17 protein-coding genes and 2 pseudogenes are annotated in these 17,325 nt (G+C 58.1%); 11 read left to right on the forward strand and 8 right to left on the reverse strand.

What is annotated here, in order from left to right; all coding sequences use genetic code 11:
- On the forward strand, positions 1-285 hold a 285-nt coding region (locus ACR3E0_RS20305), incomplete at its 5' end, for an IclR family transcriptional regulator domain-containing protein (RefSeq protein WP_480481132.1).
- 94 nt (positions 286-379) lie between these two features.
- Here the strand turns inward: ACR3E0_RS20305 and ACR3E0_RS20310 are convergent.
- Positions 380-1,099 carry a hypothetical protein gene (locus ACR3E0_RS20310; protein ID WP_480481134.1) on the reverse strand — a complete coding sequence of 240 codons (720 nt, stop codon included), beginning with the start codon at positions 1,097-1,099 and terminating at the stop codon, positions 380-382.
- An 87-nt stretch (positions 1,100-1,186) separates the two neighbouring features.
- Between ACR3E0_RS20310 and ACR3E0_RS20315 the strand changes: the two genes are divergently transcribed.
- The 9 genes and pseudogenes from ACR3E0_RS20315 to ACR3E0_RS20355 all read left to right on the forward strand — a co-directional run bounded on the left by ACR3E0_RS20315 (position 1,187) and on the right by ACR3E0_RS20355 (position 10,110).
- On the forward strand, positions 1,187-1,729 hold the full coding sequence (locus ACR3E0_RS20315; RefSeq protein WP_480481136.1) for a MarR family winged helix-turn-helix transcriptional regulator: 543 nt from the start codon (positions 1,187-1,189) through the stop codon (positions 1,727-1,729).
- Complete coding sequence (locus ACR3E0_RS20320) at positions 1,726-2,424, forward strand: MOSC domain-containing protein (protein WP_480481138.1); 699 nt, start codon at positions 1,726-1,728, stop codon at positions 2,422-2,424. The genes ACR3E0_RS20315 and ACR3E0_RS20320 overlap by 4 nt, the downstream gene beginning before the upstream one ends.
- 157 nt (positions 2,425-2,581) lie before the next feature.
- The gene (locus ACR3E0_RS20325; protein WP_480481140.1) at positions 2,582-3,607 is read left to right on the forward strand and encodes a LacI family DNA-binding transcriptional regulator; all 1,026 of its coding nucleotides are present in this window, start codon (positions 2,582-2,584) and stop codon (positions 3,605-3,607) included.
- Between the two features lie 92 nt (positions 3,608-3,699).
- A complete protein-coding gene (locus ACR3E0_RS20330; RefSeq protein WP_480481142.1) occupies positions 3,700-5,004 on the forward strand; it encodes an ABC transporter substrate-binding protein in 1,305 nt (434 codons plus the stop codon).
- 107 nt (positions 5,005-5,111) lie between these two features.
- Complete coding sequence (locus ACR3E0_RS20335; protein ID WP_480481143.1) at positions 5,112-5,978, forward strand: carbohydrate ABC transporter permease; 867 nt, start codon at positions 5,112-5,114, stop codon at positions 5,976-5,978.
- Between the two features lie 13 nt (positions 5,979-5,991).
- Positions 5,992-6,822 (forward strand): carbohydrate ABC transporter permease, encoded by an 831-nt coding sequence (locus ACR3E0_RS20340; protein WP_480481145.1) that lies wholly within the window; start codon positions 5,992-5,994, stop codon positions 6,820-6,822.
- A 12-nt stretch (positions 6,823-6,834) separates the two neighbouring features.
- Complete coding sequence (locus tag ACR3E0_RS20345; RefSeq protein ID WP_480481148.1) at positions 6,835-7,839, forward strand: ABC transporter ATP-binding protein; 1,005 nt, start codon at positions 6,835-6,837, stop codon at positions 7,837-7,839.
- Positions 7,836-8,609: an L-iditol 2-dehydrogenase gene (locus ACR3E0_RS20350; protein WP_480481150.1), complete on the forward strand. Its 774-nt coding sequence runs from the start codon at positions 7,836-7,838 to the stop codon at positions 8,607-8,609. The genes ACR3E0_RS20345 and ACR3E0_RS20350 overlap by 4 nt, the downstream gene beginning before the upstream one ends.
- Positions 8,609-10,110, forward strand: a pseudogene (locus tag ACR3E0_RS20355) (mannitol dehydrogenase family protein). Before ACR3E0_RS20350 ends, ACR3E0_RS20355 begins: the two are co-directional and overlap by 1 nt.
- Positions 10,111-10,122: 12 nt before the next feature.
- Here ACR3E0_RS20355 and ACR3E0_RS20360 read toward each other — a convergent pair.
- The 3 genes and pseudogenes from ACR3E0_RS20360 to ACR3E0_RS20370 form a co-directional block, all read right to left on the reverse strand.
- Positions 10,123-10,620, reverse strand: a complete 498-nt coding sequence (locus tag ACR3E0_RS20360) for an RES family NAD+ phosphorylase (RefSeq protein WP_480481152.1) — start codon at positions 10,618-10,620, stop codon at positions 10,123-10,125.
- On the reverse strand, positions 10,617-10,805 hold the full coding sequence (locus tag ACR3E0_RS20365) for an antitoxin Xre/MbcA/ParS toxin-binding domain-containing protein (RefSeq protein WP_480481154.1): 189 nt from the start codon (positions 10,803-10,805) through the stop codon (positions 10,617-10,619). The genes ACR3E0_RS20360 and ACR3E0_RS20365 overlap by 4 nt, the downstream gene beginning before the upstream one ends.
- Positions 10,793-11,152 (reverse strand): annotated as a pseudogene (locus tag ACR3E0_RS20370) (antitoxin Xre-like helix-turn-helix domain-containing protein); the annotation flags it as partial. The gene ACR3E0_RS20365 and the pseudogene ACR3E0_RS20370, both read right to left, overlap by 13 nt.
- 182 nt (positions 11,153-11,334) lie before the next feature.
- Here ACR3E0_RS20370 and pta point away from each other — a divergent pair.
- Complete coding sequence (gene pta / locus ACR3E0_RS20375; protein ID WP_480481156.1) at positions 11,335-12,342, forward strand: phosphate acetyltransferase; 1,008 nt, start codon at positions 11,335-11,337, stop codon at positions 12,340-12,342.
- Here pta and ACR3E0_RS20380 read toward each other — a convergent pair.
- The 4 genes from ACR3E0_RS20380 to ACR3E0_RS20395 form a co-directional block, all read right to left on the reverse strand.
- Entirely contained in the window at positions 12,339-12,953 is a 615-nt protein-coding gene (locus ACR3E0_RS20380) for a class I SAM-dependent methyltransferase (RefSeq protein ID WP_480481158.1), read from the reverse strand. The genes pta and ACR3E0_RS20380 overlap by 4 nt on opposite strands.
- A gap of 9 nt (positions 12,954-12,962) precedes the next feature.
- A complete protein-coding gene (gene pssA / locus ACR3E0_RS20385; RefSeq protein ID WP_480481160.1) occupies positions 12,963-13,709 on the reverse strand; it encodes a CDP-diacylglycerol--serine O-phosphatidyltransferase in 747 nt (248 codons plus the stop codon).
- 12 nt (positions 13,710-13,721) lie between these two features.
- Positions 13,722-14,396 carry a phosphatidylserine decarboxylase gene (locus tag ACR3E0_RS20390; protein ID WP_480481162.1) on the reverse strand — a complete coding sequence of 225 codons (675 nt, stop codon included), beginning with the start codon at positions 14,394-14,396 and terminating at the stop codon, positions 13,722-13,724.
- A 918-nt stretch (positions 14,397-15,314) separates the two neighbouring features.
- Positions 15,315-17,279, reverse strand: coding sequence for a CocE/NonD family hydrolase (locus ACR3E0_RS20395; protein ID WP_480481164.1), 1,965 nt, complete (start codon positions 17,277-17,279; stop codon positions 15,315-15,317).
- Between the last annotated feature and the right edge of the window lie 46 nt (positions 17,280-17,325).

A 17,325-nucleotide genomic window follows, 5' to 3' on the forward strand; every position in this document is an offset into this window, starting at 1 on the left:
TCGGCCCGCAAACTTCACGCCCACACGACGCAGACCCTGACCGCACCCGACGCGGTGCGCGATGAAATCAACAGGGTGTCCCGCAACGGGTATTCCACCGATGATGAAGAGTTCATGTCCGGCATGACCGCCATCGCGGTACCGATTCTGGACAGTCGCGAGCGGCTTGTCGCCACGCTGTCGGTTCACGCGCCGGTGCAACGTCATGACATTGACGGGCTGATGCAGTTTCTGGACACCCTGCATCAGGGTGCCCGGAAACTTTCCAGCCTGCTATCCGATTGATCAGTTGAGCCGAGGCTGGTTGATCCCCAAAAACGGGCGGCCCGCCACCTGCCTACTCGATCTTGCCGGGCAGGCCAGGTTGCCGGAAGCGACGTCAAACACATCCACCACGCACAAGAGGTGCGTGAATGTTGGCGTTGACCCGCAAGGCCGAGGTCACGCCGTCATAGGCCACCCCGCCCAGTTGAACATCGCTGCGGAAACCTGCGTTGACGGCGATCTCAGGGCCGTCGAACAAGGGTGTAAAACCGGGACTGTCGAGGAAGATCGGAAATCCCGGCCATGTTGCCGGCAGTTGAGGCGTTTCGCCCTCCGGAATGTCCCGAACGGCAAGCGCGCCGGGTCCACATGCCTCGGTCGGTGTCAGAACAACCCAGTGGCTGTGCCAGACGTCACCGTCATTTGTCGGGTCCCCATCGTTGTTTTCGTCAAACAGCGGGGTGTCGTCAAAATCCGGGTGGCTGGTCGCTGCCAGCGCCAGAATTCCGGTTCCCTCTTCGAACCCCACGGCAGACGGGTCCAGCGATGTCGGCCAGACATATGCAAACACATCCGATCCGCCAACGGCACCTGTTGCTTCGGGAATGTCCGCGCCAGCGGTTCCGTTTGTCGTCATGTGAAACGTAACGGTGTTGCCAGTGCGATGGACATGGGCGGCCAGAATATCAAAGGATGCGATCTTCGCCGCGTCCGACTCTGAAAGAATGGCGCCCTGCTGATTGATGGCATGGCCATGGGAATGGTCGCCATCCGCAAGCGCGGCCGTACCGAGCAATGCGATGACGGCTGAAATCGGAAAACGTGATTGTGTCATGATCTGTCCTTTCTGATGATTTCGACTCACTATTAATAGCGAGTCGAAACTATTGCAATAGTAATTTCGAGTCGATACATTCTAGCCATGACACCGGATATCGAAATTCGTGACCTCATCAACCGTTTGGCAAGGCTGGATGCGGCCGCGGGATGGGACGGGGATCTGAACCCAACCCAGCGGGCCGCACTTGGGTATCTGTCGCGGGCCAACCGGTTTTCCCGAAGCCCCTCTCATGTGTCGGACTACCTCGGCACAACCCGTGGCACGACCACGCAATCGCTGAAATCGCTGTTGCAAAAGGGCTATGTGACCGAGCAACGTTCGGCACATGACAAACGGGTGATCAGCTACTCATTGACAGCCGCCGGACAAAAGGCGGCTGAGGCTCCTGCCCCGGTGCAAGCGGCAATCACAGCACTTGACGCGGACGACCAAAAGCTGTTGCAGGACCTGCTGACGAAATCTCTGCACACTGTTCTGGCACAAAACAATGGTCGCGACTTCGGGTTGTGCAAATCCTGCATTCATCATCAAAAACAGGATGCGGGCCCGTTTTGCGCGCTGTTGAACGTCTCGCTGTCACCGCATGAAACCAACCAGATTTGTCACGAACAGGAAAGCGCATGACCAAGCCGGACCTTAACGCTCGGATCGACGGCCTCTTTTTTGGGGCGGTTCAGCACAGATGGGAGGGGCGGGACCCGTCCGCAATCGGCAAAACCGCGGTCTCTGGGCCACAGCGCATTGACGACACCGGATTTGTCGGGGACGCGCAGGCGGATCTGGTCAATCACGGTGGCCGGGACAAGGCCATTCATCACTATGCATCGGAACATTATCCATCGTGGAAGGCAGAAGGCGCGATCCCGCCAGACGCCACACCAGCAGCCTTTGGCGAGAATATCGCCACGCACGGCATGACAGAAGAGACGCTGTGCATCGGTGACATCCTGCGCCTCGGGACAGCAACCGTTCAGATCAGCCAGGGCCGCCAACCTTGTTGGAAAGTGTCCGAGCACACGCGGAACAAACGCATGGCCTATCTCTTTCAGAAAACGGGCCGAACCGGTTGGTATTACCGCGTTCTCGAGCATGGCGCGGCAGGCGTTGGTGATGAGGTCCGTTTGTTGGAGCGCCCACAGCCCGGCTGGTCTGTCAAACGGGTCACCGCCGCACGACTGACACGGCGCGTGTCGGACAAAGATGCCGCAATACTGGCCCAGTTGCCCGAACTTGCCATCGGTTGGCGGAAAGCATTTGAAAAAATGGCGTCCGGTGACCGGGACGAGGACACCAGCAGACGGCTCACAGGACATCAATGACAGGCGGGAAGGTTGCCGGGCAGGCTCAAACTCCGACTGGCATCACAAAAACCCCGTGTTCCGCCGAACTGGACCGGCCTATTGATTTTTTGTCGCGCGCAAAGAATATGTAAAGCATTGTCAAGATCGCGACGAGGCTCCCTCAGGGTTCGACAGCATGACCAAGATAAAGAACATGGAAGAATTCGCAGCCGTCAGCGGTATCTCGCGGCCAACCGTGTCCAAGTATTTTCACGACCCTGACAGCGTGCGCGCCACAACCCGCGCACGTATCGAAGAAGCGCTGGAGCGGTTTGACTATCGGCCCAACATCTACGCGGTGAACCAGAACCGGAAACTGACCAAGAATATCGGCATCGTGGTCCCATACCTCGCCGATCCGTTCTTTGCCGAGATTGCCAGATATCTGGAACAGAGTTGCATCGCGGCGGGCTATCGCCCTTCGCTATTCAGTTCGCATGGGGAACAAAAGCTGGAAAACGAAATCCTGGACAGCTTGCGATCCCTGAAGCCCGCGGGCGTATTGCTGGCCCCGCTCGGGCGTGCATCGAACCAGTCGCACATCGAATCCTTCTGCCAAAACGTGCCCACGGTGCTGTTCGATAGCAACCTCGAAGGTCTGGGGGCTGCTTTCGTCGGTTCGGACAATTTCAGTTTCGTGTCGCAGACGGTCGAGTATCTGACCCGGACCGGCGCGCCCCCGTCGTTCTTCGAGATGCGCACCCCGGCAAACCCCAACGCCAACAAACGGCGCAAAGCCTATATCGAAGTGATGGAGCGGCTGGGTTTCGAACCCCATGTTGTAAAGATTGATGGCGAAGGCTGGGCGTTCGAAGAAATCGGACGGCAGGGCGCGGCCAAGGCGCTGGATGCCGGCGCGTTCAAAACCAACACGGTGCTGTGCAGCAATGACCGTCTGGCAATCGGCTTTTTGTCAACGTGCTACGAGATGGGGATTCGCGTCGGACGCAAGGATGACTGTACTCTGCGCGTGGCTTCAAACGACGATCATCCCTTTTCCAGATTTACCTGCCCCTCCCTGACAACCGCCGCCCATGACTATGACAACGTGGCAGGACGCAGCGTCGAAACCCTGTTTGAACTCATTGAAAATGGGGGAAAATTCGACACAAGAACGGAAACCCTGTTCCCTGCGCGGCTTGTTTTGAGAGATTCCGCATGAGTTTATTTTTACGCGCGTAAAGTTTTTATTGACGCCGCGACAACTTTTACTCTACGCTTCCCGCACGACATCCAAGCTCAGGGAGGACAGGGATGTATCTGAAGAACGCACTTCGTGCGGCGACTGCAATGACTTTCGTCGCAACGGCAGCGGCCCATGCACAAACTATCACAATCGCCACAGTGAACAACGGCGACATGATCCGGATGCAGGGCTATACCGACAATTTCACCGAAGCGACCGGCATTGACGTTGAATGGGTGACGCTGGAAGAGAACGTGCTGCGTCAGCGCGTGACCACCGACATCACCACCAAGGGCGGTCAGTTCGACATCATGACCATCGGCATGTACGAAACCCCGATCTGGGGTGCCAATGGCTGGCTGGTTCCTCTGGATGGGATGTCCGCCGAATATGATGTCGGGGACCTGTTGCCTGCAATGGCCGGCGGCCTGAGCAATGACGGCACGCTCTATGCGGCGCCGTTTTACGGCGAAAGCTCGATGATCATGTACCGCACCGACCTGATGGAAAAGGCCGGATTGGAAATGCCTGAAGGCCCCACATGGCAGTTCATTCGTGAGGCCGCAGCGGCCATGACGGACCGCGACAATGACATCAACGGCATCTGCCTGCGCGGCAAGGCCGGTTGGGGTGAAGGCGGCGCTTTCATCACCGTAACCGCAAACTCGTTCGGCGCGCGCTGGTTCGATGAGGACTGGAAGCCCCAGTTCGATCAGCCTGAGTGGAAAGAGGCTCTGACATTCTTCGTCGACATGATGAACGAATCCGGGCCGGCGGGTTATGCGACCAACGGTTTCAACGAGAACCTGTCGCTTTTCCAGCAGGGCAAATGCGGCATGTGGATCGATGCCACTGTTGCAGCCTCATTCGTGACAAACCCCGATGACTCGACCGTTGCTGACAAGGTCGGCTTCGCTTTGGCACCGAACTCGGAAGGCGTCGACAAGCGCGCCAACTGGTTGTGGGCCTGGGCCCTCGCCATTCCTGCCGGCACACAGCAGGAAGACGCGGCCAAACAGTTCATCGAGTGGGCAACGTCGAAAGACTACATCGAGTTGGTGGCCGAGAATGAAGGCTGGGCCAACGTGCCTCCGGGCGCGCGGACCTCGCTCTATGAGAACGACAACTACAAGGACATTCCATTCGCCAAGATGACGCTGGAGTCGATCCTGCTGGCCGATCCGCAGAACTGCTGCGCCCAGCCGACGCCGTATACCGGCATCCAGTTCGTTGCGATCCCGGAATTCGCAGGCATTGCCACACAGGTCAGCCAGGAATTCTCGGCAGTCTATGCCGGACAACAGACGGTGGATGAAGCCCTTGCCAAAGCGCAGGCCTTCACTGCTGAAGAGATGGAAGCCGCAGGGTACTGAGGCATCCTCCCCAGTGGGGGACAGGTGATCTGTCCCCCGCTCCCCACTTCCACAACTCGCGTTTTTCTCGCAGGCTGAGTTACGCCTGAACAGAGAGGGTTTGCGTAATGGCTACTCAACACTCCCGATCCGTTGCTCGCCTGATGATGGCACCCGCAGTGGTCCTGCTGCTTGGCTGGATGCTCGTGCCGCTGACGATGACGCTGTACTTTTCCTTCAAGAAATACCTGCCGTTGCGGGGCGGAGATCTGGGCTGGGTTGGCTTTGACAACTACATCCGCTTCGTCTCGTCCAGCACATTCTGGCCCGCCGTTCAGGCCACATTGGTGATTGTCGGCGGCGTTCTGATCATCACGATCATTCTGGGCATCCTGCTCGCAATGCTGCTGGATCAGCCGATGTGGGGACAAGGCGTTGTCCGTATCCTTGTGATTGCTCCGTTCTTTGTGATGCCGACCGTCTCGGCATTGGTCTGGAAGAACATGTTCATGGACCCGGTAAACGGCCTGCTGGCGCATCTGTGGCGTTTTTTCGGGGCCGAGCCAATCTCTTGGCTGTCACAGGCCTCGATGCCCTCCATCGTCATCATCGTCTCGTGGCAATGGCTGCCCTTTGCAACGCTGATCCTGCTGACCGCAATTCAGTCGCTGGACAGTGAACAGTTGGAAGCCGCCGAGATGGACGGTGCCCCGCCGCTGAAACGCTTCTATCACATCATCCTGCCACATCTGGGCCGCGCCATCACCATCGTGATCCTGATCCAGACGATCTTCCTGTTGTCGATCTTCGCCGAGATCTTTGTGACCACCGGCGGTGCATTCGGCACTCGCACCCTCACCTACCTGATCTTCCAGCGTGTGCTGGAAAGCCAGAACGTCGGCCTCGGATCAGCCGGAGGTGTCTACGCCATCATCCTTGCCAATATCGTTGCGATCTTCCTGATGCGCATCGTCGGCAAAAACCTGGACGCGTGAGGAGACAGAACCCATGGCCCGCACCGTCACAACACAACGCAAAACCTTCAACACGGCTCTTGCCTGGATCGTCGGTCTGCTGATCTTTTTTCCGATCCTTTGGACCATCCTGACCAGCTTCAAGACCGAGGCGCAGGCGATTGCCAGCCCTCCGATCTTTCTGAACTTCGACTGGACGCTCGAGAACTATGCCATCGTGCAGGAACGCTCGGACTACATGAGGTTCCTGTGGAACTCGGTGATCATCGCCGGCGGGTCAACCATCCTGGGTGTGATCATCGCCGTACCCGCCGCGTGGGCGATGGCATTCGTGCCGTCCAAACGCACCAAGGACATTCTGCTGTGGATGCTGTCCACCAAGATGCTGCCAGCAGTAGGCGTGCTGTACCCGATCTACCTGCTGTTCATTCAGCTGGGGCTGCTGGACAGCCGTGGGGGACTGGTCGTGGTGCTGATGCTGATCAACCTGCCGATCATCGTGTGGATGCTCTACACCTATTTCCGCGAGATACCGGGTGAAATCCTCGAAGCTGCACGAATGGACGGGGCGACGCTGAAAGAGGAAATCCTCTATGTACTGACGCCAATGGCCATTCCCGGCATCGCTTCGACCGTGCTGCTGAACTTCATCCTTGCTTGGAACGAGGCGTTCTGGACCCTCAACCTGACGGCTGTCGACGCGGCACCGCTCACAGCGTTCATCGCCAGCTATTCCAGCCCCGAGGGCCTGTTCTTTGCCAAGCTCAGCGCAGCCTCGACCATGGCAATCGCACCAATCCTGATCCTTGGCTGGTTCAGCCAGAAACAACTTGTCCGCGGCCTGACCTTCGGCGCTGTGAAATAAGGAGCATTCCTCATGGGACGCATACAACTCAAGTCCGTGACCAAAAGCTTCGGCGACGTTGAGGTCATTCCACCGCTGGATCTGACCATCGAGGATGGCGAGTTCACCGTCTTCGTCGGCCCATCGGGCTGTGGCAAGTCCACACTCCTGCGTCTGATCGCTGGGCTGGAAGACATCACCTCGGGCCATATCGAGATCGATGGCACCGATGCCACAGATGTACCCCCGGCCAAGCGTGGCCTGGCGATGGTGTTCCAGTCCTATGCGCTCTACCCGCATATGACGGTGCGCAAGAACATTGCCTTTCCCCTGCGCATGGCCAAGCTGGATCAGACCGAGATCGACCGTCGCGTCGAAGGCGCCGCAAGTGTTCTGAACCTGACCGATTATCTCGACCGGCGTCCGGGGCAGTTGTCCGGTGGTCAGCGCCAGCGGGTCGCCATCGGGCGCGCGATTGTTCGCGAACCGGCGGCGTTCCTGTTTGACGAACCGCTGTCGAACCTTGATGCGGCCCTGCGGGTTGGTATGCGACTGGAAATCAGCGAACTGCACGAACGCCTTGCGACCACGATGATCTACGTGACCCACGATCAGGTCGAGGCGATGACCATGGCCGACAAGATCGTTGTCTTGCAAGCCGGTGTCATTGAACAGGTTGGCAGCCCCCTGGAGCTTTATCGCGCGCCGCGCAACCTGTTTGTGGCGGGCTTCATCGGCTCTCCCAAGATGAACTTTATCGAAGGGGAAGAGGCAGCGAAACACGGCGCTCACACCATCGGCGTCCGCCCGGAACACATTGCTGTGTCGGATACGGAAGGACCGTGGTCCGGTACCGTCAGCGTGTCCGAACATCTCGGCTCGGATACGTTCTTTCATATCCACGAAACCGGGCTGGCCGAAACCGTCACCGTGCGCGCTGACGGCGAAGTGGGGTTTCGCCACGGCGATCGCATCCACCTGACGCCGCGCGCCGATATGATCCATCGCTTTGACGCAAAGGGCCTGCGGATCGAATGACGCGACTGGCGGGCAAAACCGCACTCATCACGGGTGCCGGGCGCGGGATCGGATTGGCTTTCGCAAAGGCCTATGTCGCCGAAGGCGCGCGCGTTGCTCTTGCGGATATCGACATCGCACGGGCCGAACACGCTGCATCCGGCATGGGTGAAGCGGCGATTGCCGTCGAAATGAATGTCACCGAGCAACGCAGCATCGACGCCGCAGTTGCCCGCACCCATGAACATTTCGGACCCATAGACATTCTCATCAACAATGCCGCGATCTTTACCGCCGCGCCGATTACCGAAATCGAACGCGCTGATTATCAACGTGTCTTCGACATCAACGTGTCGGGCACCCTCTTCACCCTGCAGGCCGTGGCACGACACATGATCGAGCATCGGGTCAAGGGTCGCATCATCAACATGGCCTCACAGGCCGGTCGACGGGGCGAGCCGCTGGTCGCGGTCTACTGCGCCAGCAAGGCTGCCATCATCTCGCTGACCCAGTCCGCCGGGCTCAACCTGATTGACCACGGCATCAACGTGAACGCCATCGCCCCCGGTGTCGTGGATGGAGAGCATTGGGACGGCGTTGATGCGTTCTTTGCAAAACACGAAAACAAGGCACCGGGCCAGAAAAAGCGCGAAGTGGCGGCTGCCGTGCCCTATGGCCGCATGGGACGTGCGGAGGATCTGACAGGCATGGCGGTTTTTCTCGCGTCAGACGACGCCCGCTACATCGTTGCCCAGACATACAATGTCGATGGCGGGAACTGGATGAGCTGATGGGCGTTTCGGCGAAAACGACTGAACCGGTTCCGCTGCGTCGCAGCCGCCTGTCGGACTTGCCCGCCGCCGTCGGGCGCCCGCGATACCGACTATCCGAGTTGACACCCGGCATCGTGCATATCGGATTGGGCAACTTTCACCGGGCCCATCAGGCCTGGTATCTGCACAGGCTGATGCAACAGGGGCGTGCGCTGGATTGGGCCATCATTGGCGCGGGCGTGCGAAGCTATGACGCCGGAATGCGCGAAAAGCTGTTGGATCAGGAGTGTCTGACGACGTTGATAGAGCTCGATCCGTCCGGCGCGTCAGCCGAAGTGATCGGCGCAATGATCGACTACCTGCCGATTGAGGCGGACAACGCCGCCCTGATCCGGCAGATGTCTGATCCTGCAATCCGCATCGTATCCCTGACCGTGACCGAGGGCGGGTATTTTCTTGATACCGGTTCCGGAGCGCTGGACATCGACCACGAAGACATTCGCCACGATGCCAGAAACCCCGACCATCCGCGCACGGTTTTTGGCGCAATCGTCGCGGCGCTGAAACGGCGCAGGAACGCGGGTGCGACGCCGTTCACGGCGCTGAGTTGCGACAACCTTCAGGGCAACGGTGCCATCCTGCGGAATTGCATTGTCGGGCTGGCGCGCCTGTCCGATCCCACACTGGCCGACTGGATTGATCAGAATGCCGAATTCCCCAATTCAATGGTGGATTGCATCGTCCCCGCCACCACGAACGAGGTTATCGCTCAGGCGAACTCGTTGGGCATCGCGGATCATGCGCCGGTCACCCATGAAAACTTTCGCCAATGGGTGATCGAAGACAGGTTCTGCGCCGGGCGTCCGCCGCTGGAAGACGTGGGTGTGACGCTGACAGACAATGTGCATGCCTACGAAGCCATGAAGCTGCGCATTCTAAATGGCGGTCATCAGCTTCTGGCCAATGTCGGTGAAATCCTCAACGTTCCGACCATCTCGGATTGTATGCAGGACGCGCAGATCACCGGGTTTTTCCGCAAGGTGCAATCCGAGGAAATCACACTTACGTTCAGGCCGTTCCTGAAACGACCCCGGCGGACTATCTTGAACTGGTCGAACGCCGGTTTACCAATTCCGCGATCCGCGACACAACCCGCCGCGTCGCGTTCGACGGCTCGTCGCGCCACCCCGGATTTCTGGTGCCGTCCCTGCGCGATGCGTTGCGGTCCGAGGCTTCGTTCCAAGGGCTTGCACTGGCCGAAGCCTTCTGGGCCCGGATGTGCGCGGGCACGCGCGAGGATGGCACGGACATTGACCCCAATGACCCGATCTGGCCCGATTTGCAACGGACAGCGCGGGCGGCACGCGAGAACCCCGCGGTTTGGATCAGTCAGACCAGCCTGTATGGCGATATCCATCAGAACCACGCATTCGCGCGCGCCTTCTCAGACTGGTTGCATCGCCTGTGGCGGGATGGCTGCCGAAAAACCCTGGATCAGTATCTCGGTGTTTCGTCCTAGGTCTTTGCGCACCTACCGGTGCAATCGCGGATCAAGCGCAAAACGCTCCTGCTGCACATCGTCAAAATGACCATCCACCCGGTCCGCGTCGAAAATCAGGTTCCAGCTGTGCCGGGACACCGTCGACGGAACCAGCGTAAACAGGTTGTCTTGCAGCAACTGGTCGCCAAAAGCCTGCTGTCCGGGCCCGTGCGCGCCCGGAACAAGCCAGTTTGGGTTTGGCAAGTCATCGGGATTGAGAACATGCACGTCGGACAGCTTGGCCACGCGAGCCGATGTCAGAACATGGGCAGCCGTATCGAGGACCTTGAACCCTTTGTGAACCGCGACCTCGATGATGGCCGTTGACGGGTCAATCGAGGTATAGACGGCCCGTACCCCGCGCGAGTTCCACCGACCGCCCACACGATAGGATCCCTCGCCCGTATTCCATGTGGCCGCATGCCGGTCCTGATCAAGCCGCCAGAACCGAAGCTCACCGGTCCCAAGCGGCGGTGGAAGTGGCGTCACGTATAGACCCCGTACTCCAGTCGCGTCAGGTAGGTCTCGACGGCTTCAGCCCCTGCAGCCGTTGCAAGCAGGTCGATCGGGCGTCGGTTGTCCAGCCCGATTGCAGGCTCAGAATCCACGCTTCGGCGGCATCCTGCGATCCCATGACATCCGTGGCCTGAGCGATAATCTCGGCAAAGCGCCACGCCCGGCTGCTCTGTTCAGTCGAGAGCATCTTCTGTGTCGTATCAGACCTGCGGCGCTGCAACGTGCGGATGCTGATCCCGATCGCCTTGTTCAGCGCGTCGCCTGTCGACAACACGCGCACACCTTCGACGAGATGAATCAACGATTTCGACGGTATCCCCTCGACAATCAGATCATGCGCATCCAGCGGGTTCCGGACCGTCCGTTTCATGATCTTGCCGCCGCCCAAAAGACGGTACGCCCGCGCTACGTCATTTTCCTGCGCAACCTGAACGTCCTGAGGCACCAGCGGGTCTGTCACTGCATTTGCGACCATCAGCACTTTCCTTTCGTCACGTGTCGCCATTTATATGACACTTGTCGCGAAACTTTTCAAGGGCAGCAATCCGAGATCGGTAACGCATGCGCATTAACTGCCAACCTTCAACCTCTGAGACATGACCCCGTCTTGATCGTCGCCGAGACAGCCTTTATCGCTGTACGGGTTCTGGCGGGTGTCCAGCTCGTGCATTTTTGAAAGGAAACAACATGAAACCGTTGGAAATGCTTCTCAAGAATGCGGCTCAATCGCAGAAGACGATCGTCTTGCCGGAAGGCTCTGACCCCCGTGTGATCGAAGCTGCGCTCGAGGCCAGCGAAAAAGGAATTGCGCGTATCATTCTGGTTGGAAACGAAGAGCTGATCGCCTGTCAGTTTGCCCTCCTCAAAGCCAAGGTTGGGGACGGGATCGAAATCGAGGACCCGGCGACATCGGCGTCCTTCGACGAACTGGCCCTGCTGCTCTACGAATTGCGCAAACACAAGAACATCTCTTTGGAACAGGCCATTCGCGAAGCCCGCAAACCGCATGTATTTGCGGCACTGATGGTCAAGAAAGGGCTCGCCGATGGCACCGTCGGAGGGGCCACGACGACAACCGCCGACATTGTGCGCACCGCCATTCAGATCATCGGGACCAAAGCGGACACCAAGCTGGTCTCGAGCTTTTTCCTGATGATGTTCTGCAAGGATCACCATCCCAAGAAAGGGGCCCATATCTTTGCCGATAGCGGGTTGGTCGTCGATCCCACCGCTCAGGAGATGGCGCAGATTGCAATCGATTCTGCGGGCAGCTTCAAGGCGCTGGTAGGTGATGTGCCGCACGTGGCTATGCTGTCGTTTTCGACCCGTGGCAGTGCAAGCCACGCCGCGGTCTCGAAAGTTGTCGAAGCAACGAAACTTGCGCAGGAAGCTGCGCCTGACCTGCTGATCGATGGTGAGTTGCAATTCGACGCGGCCTTTGTGCCGGATGTGGCCGCGTCCAAGGCGCAGGATTCACCGCTGGGGGGCAACGCCAACGTGTTCATTTTCCCAAATCTCGAAAGCGGCAATATAGCATACAAGGTTGCGCAACGGGTCGGCGGGGCCCTGGCGATCGGGCCTATTCTGCAGGGCCTCGACAAGCCCGCAAACGACCTGTCGCGGGGATGTTCTGCAGAAGACATTCTGCACATGATCGCAGTGACGGCCGCACAGGCGGATGCGCGCGACCCCTAAACCTTCTTCAGGACCAGAAAGGTCATCATACCAATCGGTGGCAGAACCTTTTGCTGTTCCGGGATGAGTGTTTTCTCTTGCAGCACTGTTTCAATTTCGAAATCAGAATGCCATCCGATCGTGTTTGCCAGCGGAGCAAATACGCGTTCAATGGAGGCAAGCAGGCCGCGCTTGCGCTTGAAATGATTGGTAATCACCACTTTGCCGCCCGGTTTGCACACCCGCGCTATTTCGGCCATCACCCTTTCGGGTTCCGGAACAACAGACAGAACATGCATCGCCGCAACTGTATCGAAATGGTCGTCCGGGAAATCGAGCCGGCGGGCATCCATTTGTCGCAACTCCCTGACATGGCTGAGCGTCATGGCTCTGACTTTGTCGCGTGCCTTTTGCAGCATGTCCTCACTAAAGTCGATCCCGGTCACCTGCATCTCGGGTCTGTAATGCTCAAGTGACAATCCGGTGCCCACGCCGACTTCCAGAACACTGCCAGGGTGCCTATTTATGTACTCTACCGCGTGCCGTCGGCCGACATTTGTGATAGCCCCAAACGTCCTGTCGTAGACAGGTGCCCAGCGAGCGTAGGAGGTTTGAACGGCTTTGATGTCCATATCTGATCCTCAACGGTTAGAAGATGTTTTTTTGTCGAGCCACGCCCAGGCGACCATTCCCACATATCCAACGCAAAGCGCGATCAGTGTGGCCCAGGCAAATGTCAGCAGCGCCGCCCCGACAACGGCAACACCTATGAGAAAGAACTTTGCGTTTTCGCGGGAGATCCGCGTGGTCTTGAAAGACCAGGTCGGTATTTGGCTGATGAGCAGCAAACCGATGAGCGCCATATAAACGCAAATCAGAACACTGGGCAGCAATGGAGCATCCGCAAAAGCGAAGGACAGATACATTGGCAACATGACCAGCAGCGCCCCTGCAGGGGCCGGGACCCCCTGGAAATAGGCATTGTTCTGATCGCAGGTCTCGGACTTGCTGCCCACATTGAACCGGGCCAGGCGCATGACGCAGCACACTGAAAAAAACAGAACCGCAAGCCATGCAGCGCTGCGTATATCCTGCAAGGCCCAGAAATAGAGAACGAGCGGCGGGGCCACCCCGAAGTTCAAAAAATCAGCAAGTGAATCGAGCTCTGCCCCGATTTTGCTGTCACTGCTGAGCAGGCGCGCGATACGCCCGTCAAGCCCATCAAGCACACAGGCCGCAATAATCAGCTGTACTGCGAGCACGTAATTGCCCTGAACGCCAAATCTGATTGCCGACAAGCCCGCGCAGATCGCCGTAATGGTCAGCGCATTGGGAAGCAAATGGATGAGCGTGAATCCGGTCTCTTCGTTTTTTGATGGGTCTGCCACTGATCCAGCTACCTACTTTTCTTCGGGCGCGGGCAAACTGGCAAGGACGGTTTCACCTGCAATCATCGTTTGCCCGACACGCACCTGCGGTTCCACGCCATCCGGCAGATAGACATCCAGCCGTGAACCGAAACGGATCAATCCAAATCGCTCTCCGGTTTGAAGCGCGTCGCCGGGTTTCGTGAAACAGACGATCCGTCTGGCCACCAGGCCGGCAATCTGGACAACGGCCAGGTCCTGACCATTTGTCATGCGAACGCGCAAGCTGTTGCGCTCGTTGTCGGCACTGGCCTTGTCCAGGGATGCGTTGAAGAATTTGCCGGGGCGATAGGCAACGGCGGCAATCTCACCTTCAATGGGCACCCGGTTCACATGGCAATTGAAGACACTCATGAACACACTGACACGGGTGAGAGGCGCGTCGGGCATCCCAAGCTCGCTCGGCGGCACCGCCCCTTCGATCATCGAAACCACCCCATCCGCCGGGCTGACGATCAGCCCGTCTTTTGTCGGAGGCACACGTTCCGGATCGCGAAAGAAATAGTAGCACCAGATCGTGAGGCCAACGCCGATCCATCCCAGAATGTCTGACAGCAGAAACAACCCGACCGTTATGGCGGCGAAGATCCCGACAAACCGAATGCCCTCCGGGTGCATTGGTTTGATGAACGTGTCGCGCATGCGCATCGCAAGTTTTCCCTAAGGTAAATCGACGGCACTTTCATAAGTGGATTGGTGTGGAACGCAAGTGTAACGGACGCCATTAACGTGGGTCCTGTGCACCGGCCGACCTGCATAGGTCTGTCCTTCAATACCAGAAACGCAACCGAGATAATGTGGCCCTGCGGAAACGGCCGCTCGAACCGAGCAAATGAGCAGAATCGGTTCGGCTAACGGCGCCTGTAGAAAGGCTCGGAGGGTTTGAATTCGATCATGTCGCCTGTGGGGTCCGCGATATCCAGAAGGGGCACAGTGGTTTGCCGAACAAACGGGTGCAGAGGTCATCCCCACCGAACCCGAGCCCGGTCAGTGGTATTGGAGCTATGGCGTGCCCCTGCCGCATGTGGCAGCACTTGAAATCATCGGACCCACCCCCGAAACATTCCGGTTTTCATCCCATCAAACAGGTGTTGAAGCAGTTTGAAACGCCAACTCCGATCTTCTGGCACCTGGGAACACGGGATTTCGCAACATTCTGCAAAACTTTAAAATCGGCAGGTGCGAAAGTCGAACGCATCGAGCATCTGGACAGTGACACCCCTTATGGCAGACGAACCTATACGCGCGGCGTGTTCGGTCCGGGTTTTCGGTCAACGCGGCCTTGTGCAATTTTCTGGAAGGCCCGTCCGATAAGGCCCGGAGTTGGAACAGGGCCATTGTGTCAGGTGGTGGACTTCAGCCTAACGTCGCCGCGCTGAACCACGTGCTTGAGGCGCTCGGGCTCAAACTACGCGCATTGGAAGGAAAAGAGGGCGTTACAATCCGCCTCAAGACACCCACAGGGGACCTCACACTTTCCGGTGCAATCCCAAAGTTTTCGGGAACAGTATCCAAATGGGCCAACGGGTTGCTGGAACAGGGCGTTTGTCATCCGCCAGGGATGACCTAGGAAATACGCCAGCGCCGCATCGCAAAGAGGCGCTCGTTCCATTCCACGTTCATTTCAGCTTCGGCCGTAATGCATCCGAAAGAGGAGTTTGCAGTCAGTGTCATGGAAACCGTGGCCGTTCCGTCAGGGCGTTCAAAAACCATCCGGTGATCAACGGTCGTCTCTTGCACGGCCGCATCCGACATATCCAAAACATGCAACATGCTGGTTTCATAGCCGAAAACCGTGCCGGTTTCGTGAAAGGCCGTTTTAGCGAGTGGCTGATGCCAACCCGTCTCGACCACGTTCCCACGAACATTGCTCCAACGTTCCAGCTCATTTGGTGAATGGGTAGAGTGTGTTTTCTGTACCGGCAAATCTTGTCGCGGGGGCAAAGGCGTTTGCAAGTCAGTCACCTTGCCCGCGACGACGGGCACCCGCAGCACTCCCATCTCCAGCAGGAGATCTTCAGCTGACGCCGTTGTGAGAATAAGTGGCCAAAGGGACGACGACACTGCCAGCCGGATACGATGCCCCTTACAAACGCGATAAGCCGTTGAATGAAAGCGAATATCCGCAACAAACCTGCCTGCCTTTGCGTTGGTTGGTTTGCGATCCATGTTTTCGTCCAGTGAAAGATTTCGGACGCCATAGCTGATAAGTGCGGCAACATCGTCCGTGTTGACGTCACTGAGCCGCGCTATGATCTGGCCCGGAACATCAGCGCTTTCACCGCTTAAACCAAGAGTAACGGCACCATAGATAACCAAGTCTTCATCCAAGGGGGCCGTTTCGAAAAGCAACGATCTGGAATCGTCTGAGTTTTGGTCAAGGGGCAACCCACCCGAGCGGCCAAAATACCCTGTGTCGCCCGAACTCTGCCCCACCAACGGGTCGGCGGAAATTCTCCAAGGCGGGTTGCCGTTTGCTGAGTTCAGTTCAGACAAGGCCAACTCCTGTGTCACGGTTTCCCCGGGCGTCGGGCCACTTTGGATCCATTTGCCTGATCGTTTTTCCAATATGTCATCCGGCGTATCGAACTCGCGTAGCCAGACACGCAAACGAGGCCAATTCGGGGTTTCTGGGGTGGCCGGTTTCAACCAGTGATCCCACCACTCCAACGCCAACGCCTGAAAACCCATCGCCGGTCCCGGAACCCCATGATCCGGATAGTGGTGTCCCCAGGGTCCGACGACCCCCCAGACCAAGTCAGGTCGCCGATCGACTAAAGACATGACCGAGTTCGAGTAGCGATCGCTCCATCCACCGATGGACAGGATCGGAACGGAAAGTGCATCCGCGTCATGAATGACAGATCCGTGCCGCCAGTACTCACCCCGCCCATCTTCTCGCAGCCAGTTTTCAAGCGGAAAAGAGAGGTTCTCAATTCTCTCGTTCCACACTGTTTTCCAATCTGACCCCACACTTGGCGAGGGCGGCGACGCCAGAATCGAGGGCAAGGTTGCGCCCCACTCGAACGTATCGGACAGAACGCAACCGCCCATGTAATGGATATCATCCTCGAACCGATCATGTGTGGCACAGACGGCAATCACTGCCTTCAGCGGTTCCGGGGCATTGATACTTGCCTGAAGAGATGCGGTGCCGCCCCAGGACGTACCGAACATCCCGACACGGCCGTTGCACCACGGCTGAGCGGCCAACCATTCGATGACTTGCCGCGCATCATCCAGCTCTGCCTTGGAATACATGTCCGGCATATGCCCTTCGCTGTCACCCGAACCGCGCATGTCGACCCGGATGCAGGCATAGCCATGCGCGGCAAAATAGGGATGGTTCCGCTCATCCCGCGCACGCACCATGTCGGTTTTGCGATAGGGGATGTATTCCAGAAGGGCAGGCACAGGCGTCTGCGTCACCGGGCGCCACAGCCGTGCGGCCAATCGCACGCCATCCGACATTTCGATCCATAGATGGTCGGTCTCTGTCACCTCGAAAGGGTTTTTGGTTTGGTCCGTCATTTTGATCTGCAGTCTGCCTTCGGGGTCTGCCCCAGTTCTGCAAATT

This window comes from Ruegeria sp. AJ12, from assembly GCF_056536245.1.

What these genes read in the sequence shown, in the direction of transcription:
- ACR3E0_RS20310 (WP_480481134.1), bottom strand. Translation starts at nt 1,099, where the DNA reads ATGACACAATCACGTTTTCCGATTTCAGCCGTCATCGCATTGCTCGGT.
- ACR3E0_RS20315 (WP_480481136.1), top strand. Translation starts at nt 1,187, where the DNA reads ATGACACCGGATATCGAAATTCGTGACCTCATCAACCGTTTGGCAAGG.
- ACR3E0_RS20320 (WP_480481138.1), top strand. Translation starts at nt 1,726, where the DNA reads ATGACCAAGCCGGACCTTAACGCTCGGATCGACGGCCTCTTTTTTGGG.
- ACR3E0_RS20325 (WP_480481140.1), top strand. Translation starts at nt 2,582, where the DNA reads ATGACCAAGATAAAGAACATGGAAGAATTCGCAGCCGTCAGCGGTATC.
- ACR3E0_RS20330 (WP_480481142.1), top strand. Translation starts at nt 3,700, where the DNA reads ATGTATCTGAAGAACGCACTTCGTGCGGCGACTGCAATGACTTTCGTC.
- ACR3E0_RS20335 (WP_480481143.1), top strand. Translation starts at nt 5,112, where the DNA reads ATGGCTACTCAACACTCCCGATCCGTTGCTCGCCTGATGATGGCACCC.
- ACR3E0_RS20340 (WP_480481145.1), top strand. Translation starts at nt 5,992, where the DNA reads ATGGCCCGCACCGTCACAACACAACGCAAAACCTTCAACACGGCTCTT.
- ACR3E0_RS20345 (WP_480481148.1), top strand. Translation starts at nt 6,835, where the DNA reads ATGGGACGCATACAACTCAAGTCCGTGACCAAAAGCTTCGGCGACGTT.
- ACR3E0_RS20350 (WP_480481150.1), top strand. Translation starts at nt 7,836, where the DNA reads ATGACGCGACTGGCGGGCAAAACCGCACTCATCACGGGTGCCGGGCGC.
- pta (WP_480481156.1), top strand. Translation starts at nt 11,335, where the DNA reads ATGAAACCGTTGGAAATGCTTCTCAAGAATGCGGCTCAATCGCAGAAG.
- ACR3E0_RS20380 (WP_480481158.1), bottom strand. Translation starts at nt 12,953, where the DNA reads ATGGACATCAAAGCCGTTCAAACCTCCTACGCTCGCTGGGCACCTGTC.
- ACR3E0_RS20390 (WP_480481162.1), bottom strand. Translation starts at nt 14,396, where the DNA reads ATGCGCATGCGCGACACGTTCATCAAACCAATGCACCCGGAGGGCATT.
- ACR3E0_RS20395 (WP_480481164.1), bottom strand. Translation starts at nt 17,279, where the DNA reads ATGACGGACCAAACCAAAAACCCTTTCGAGGTGACAGAGACCGACCAT.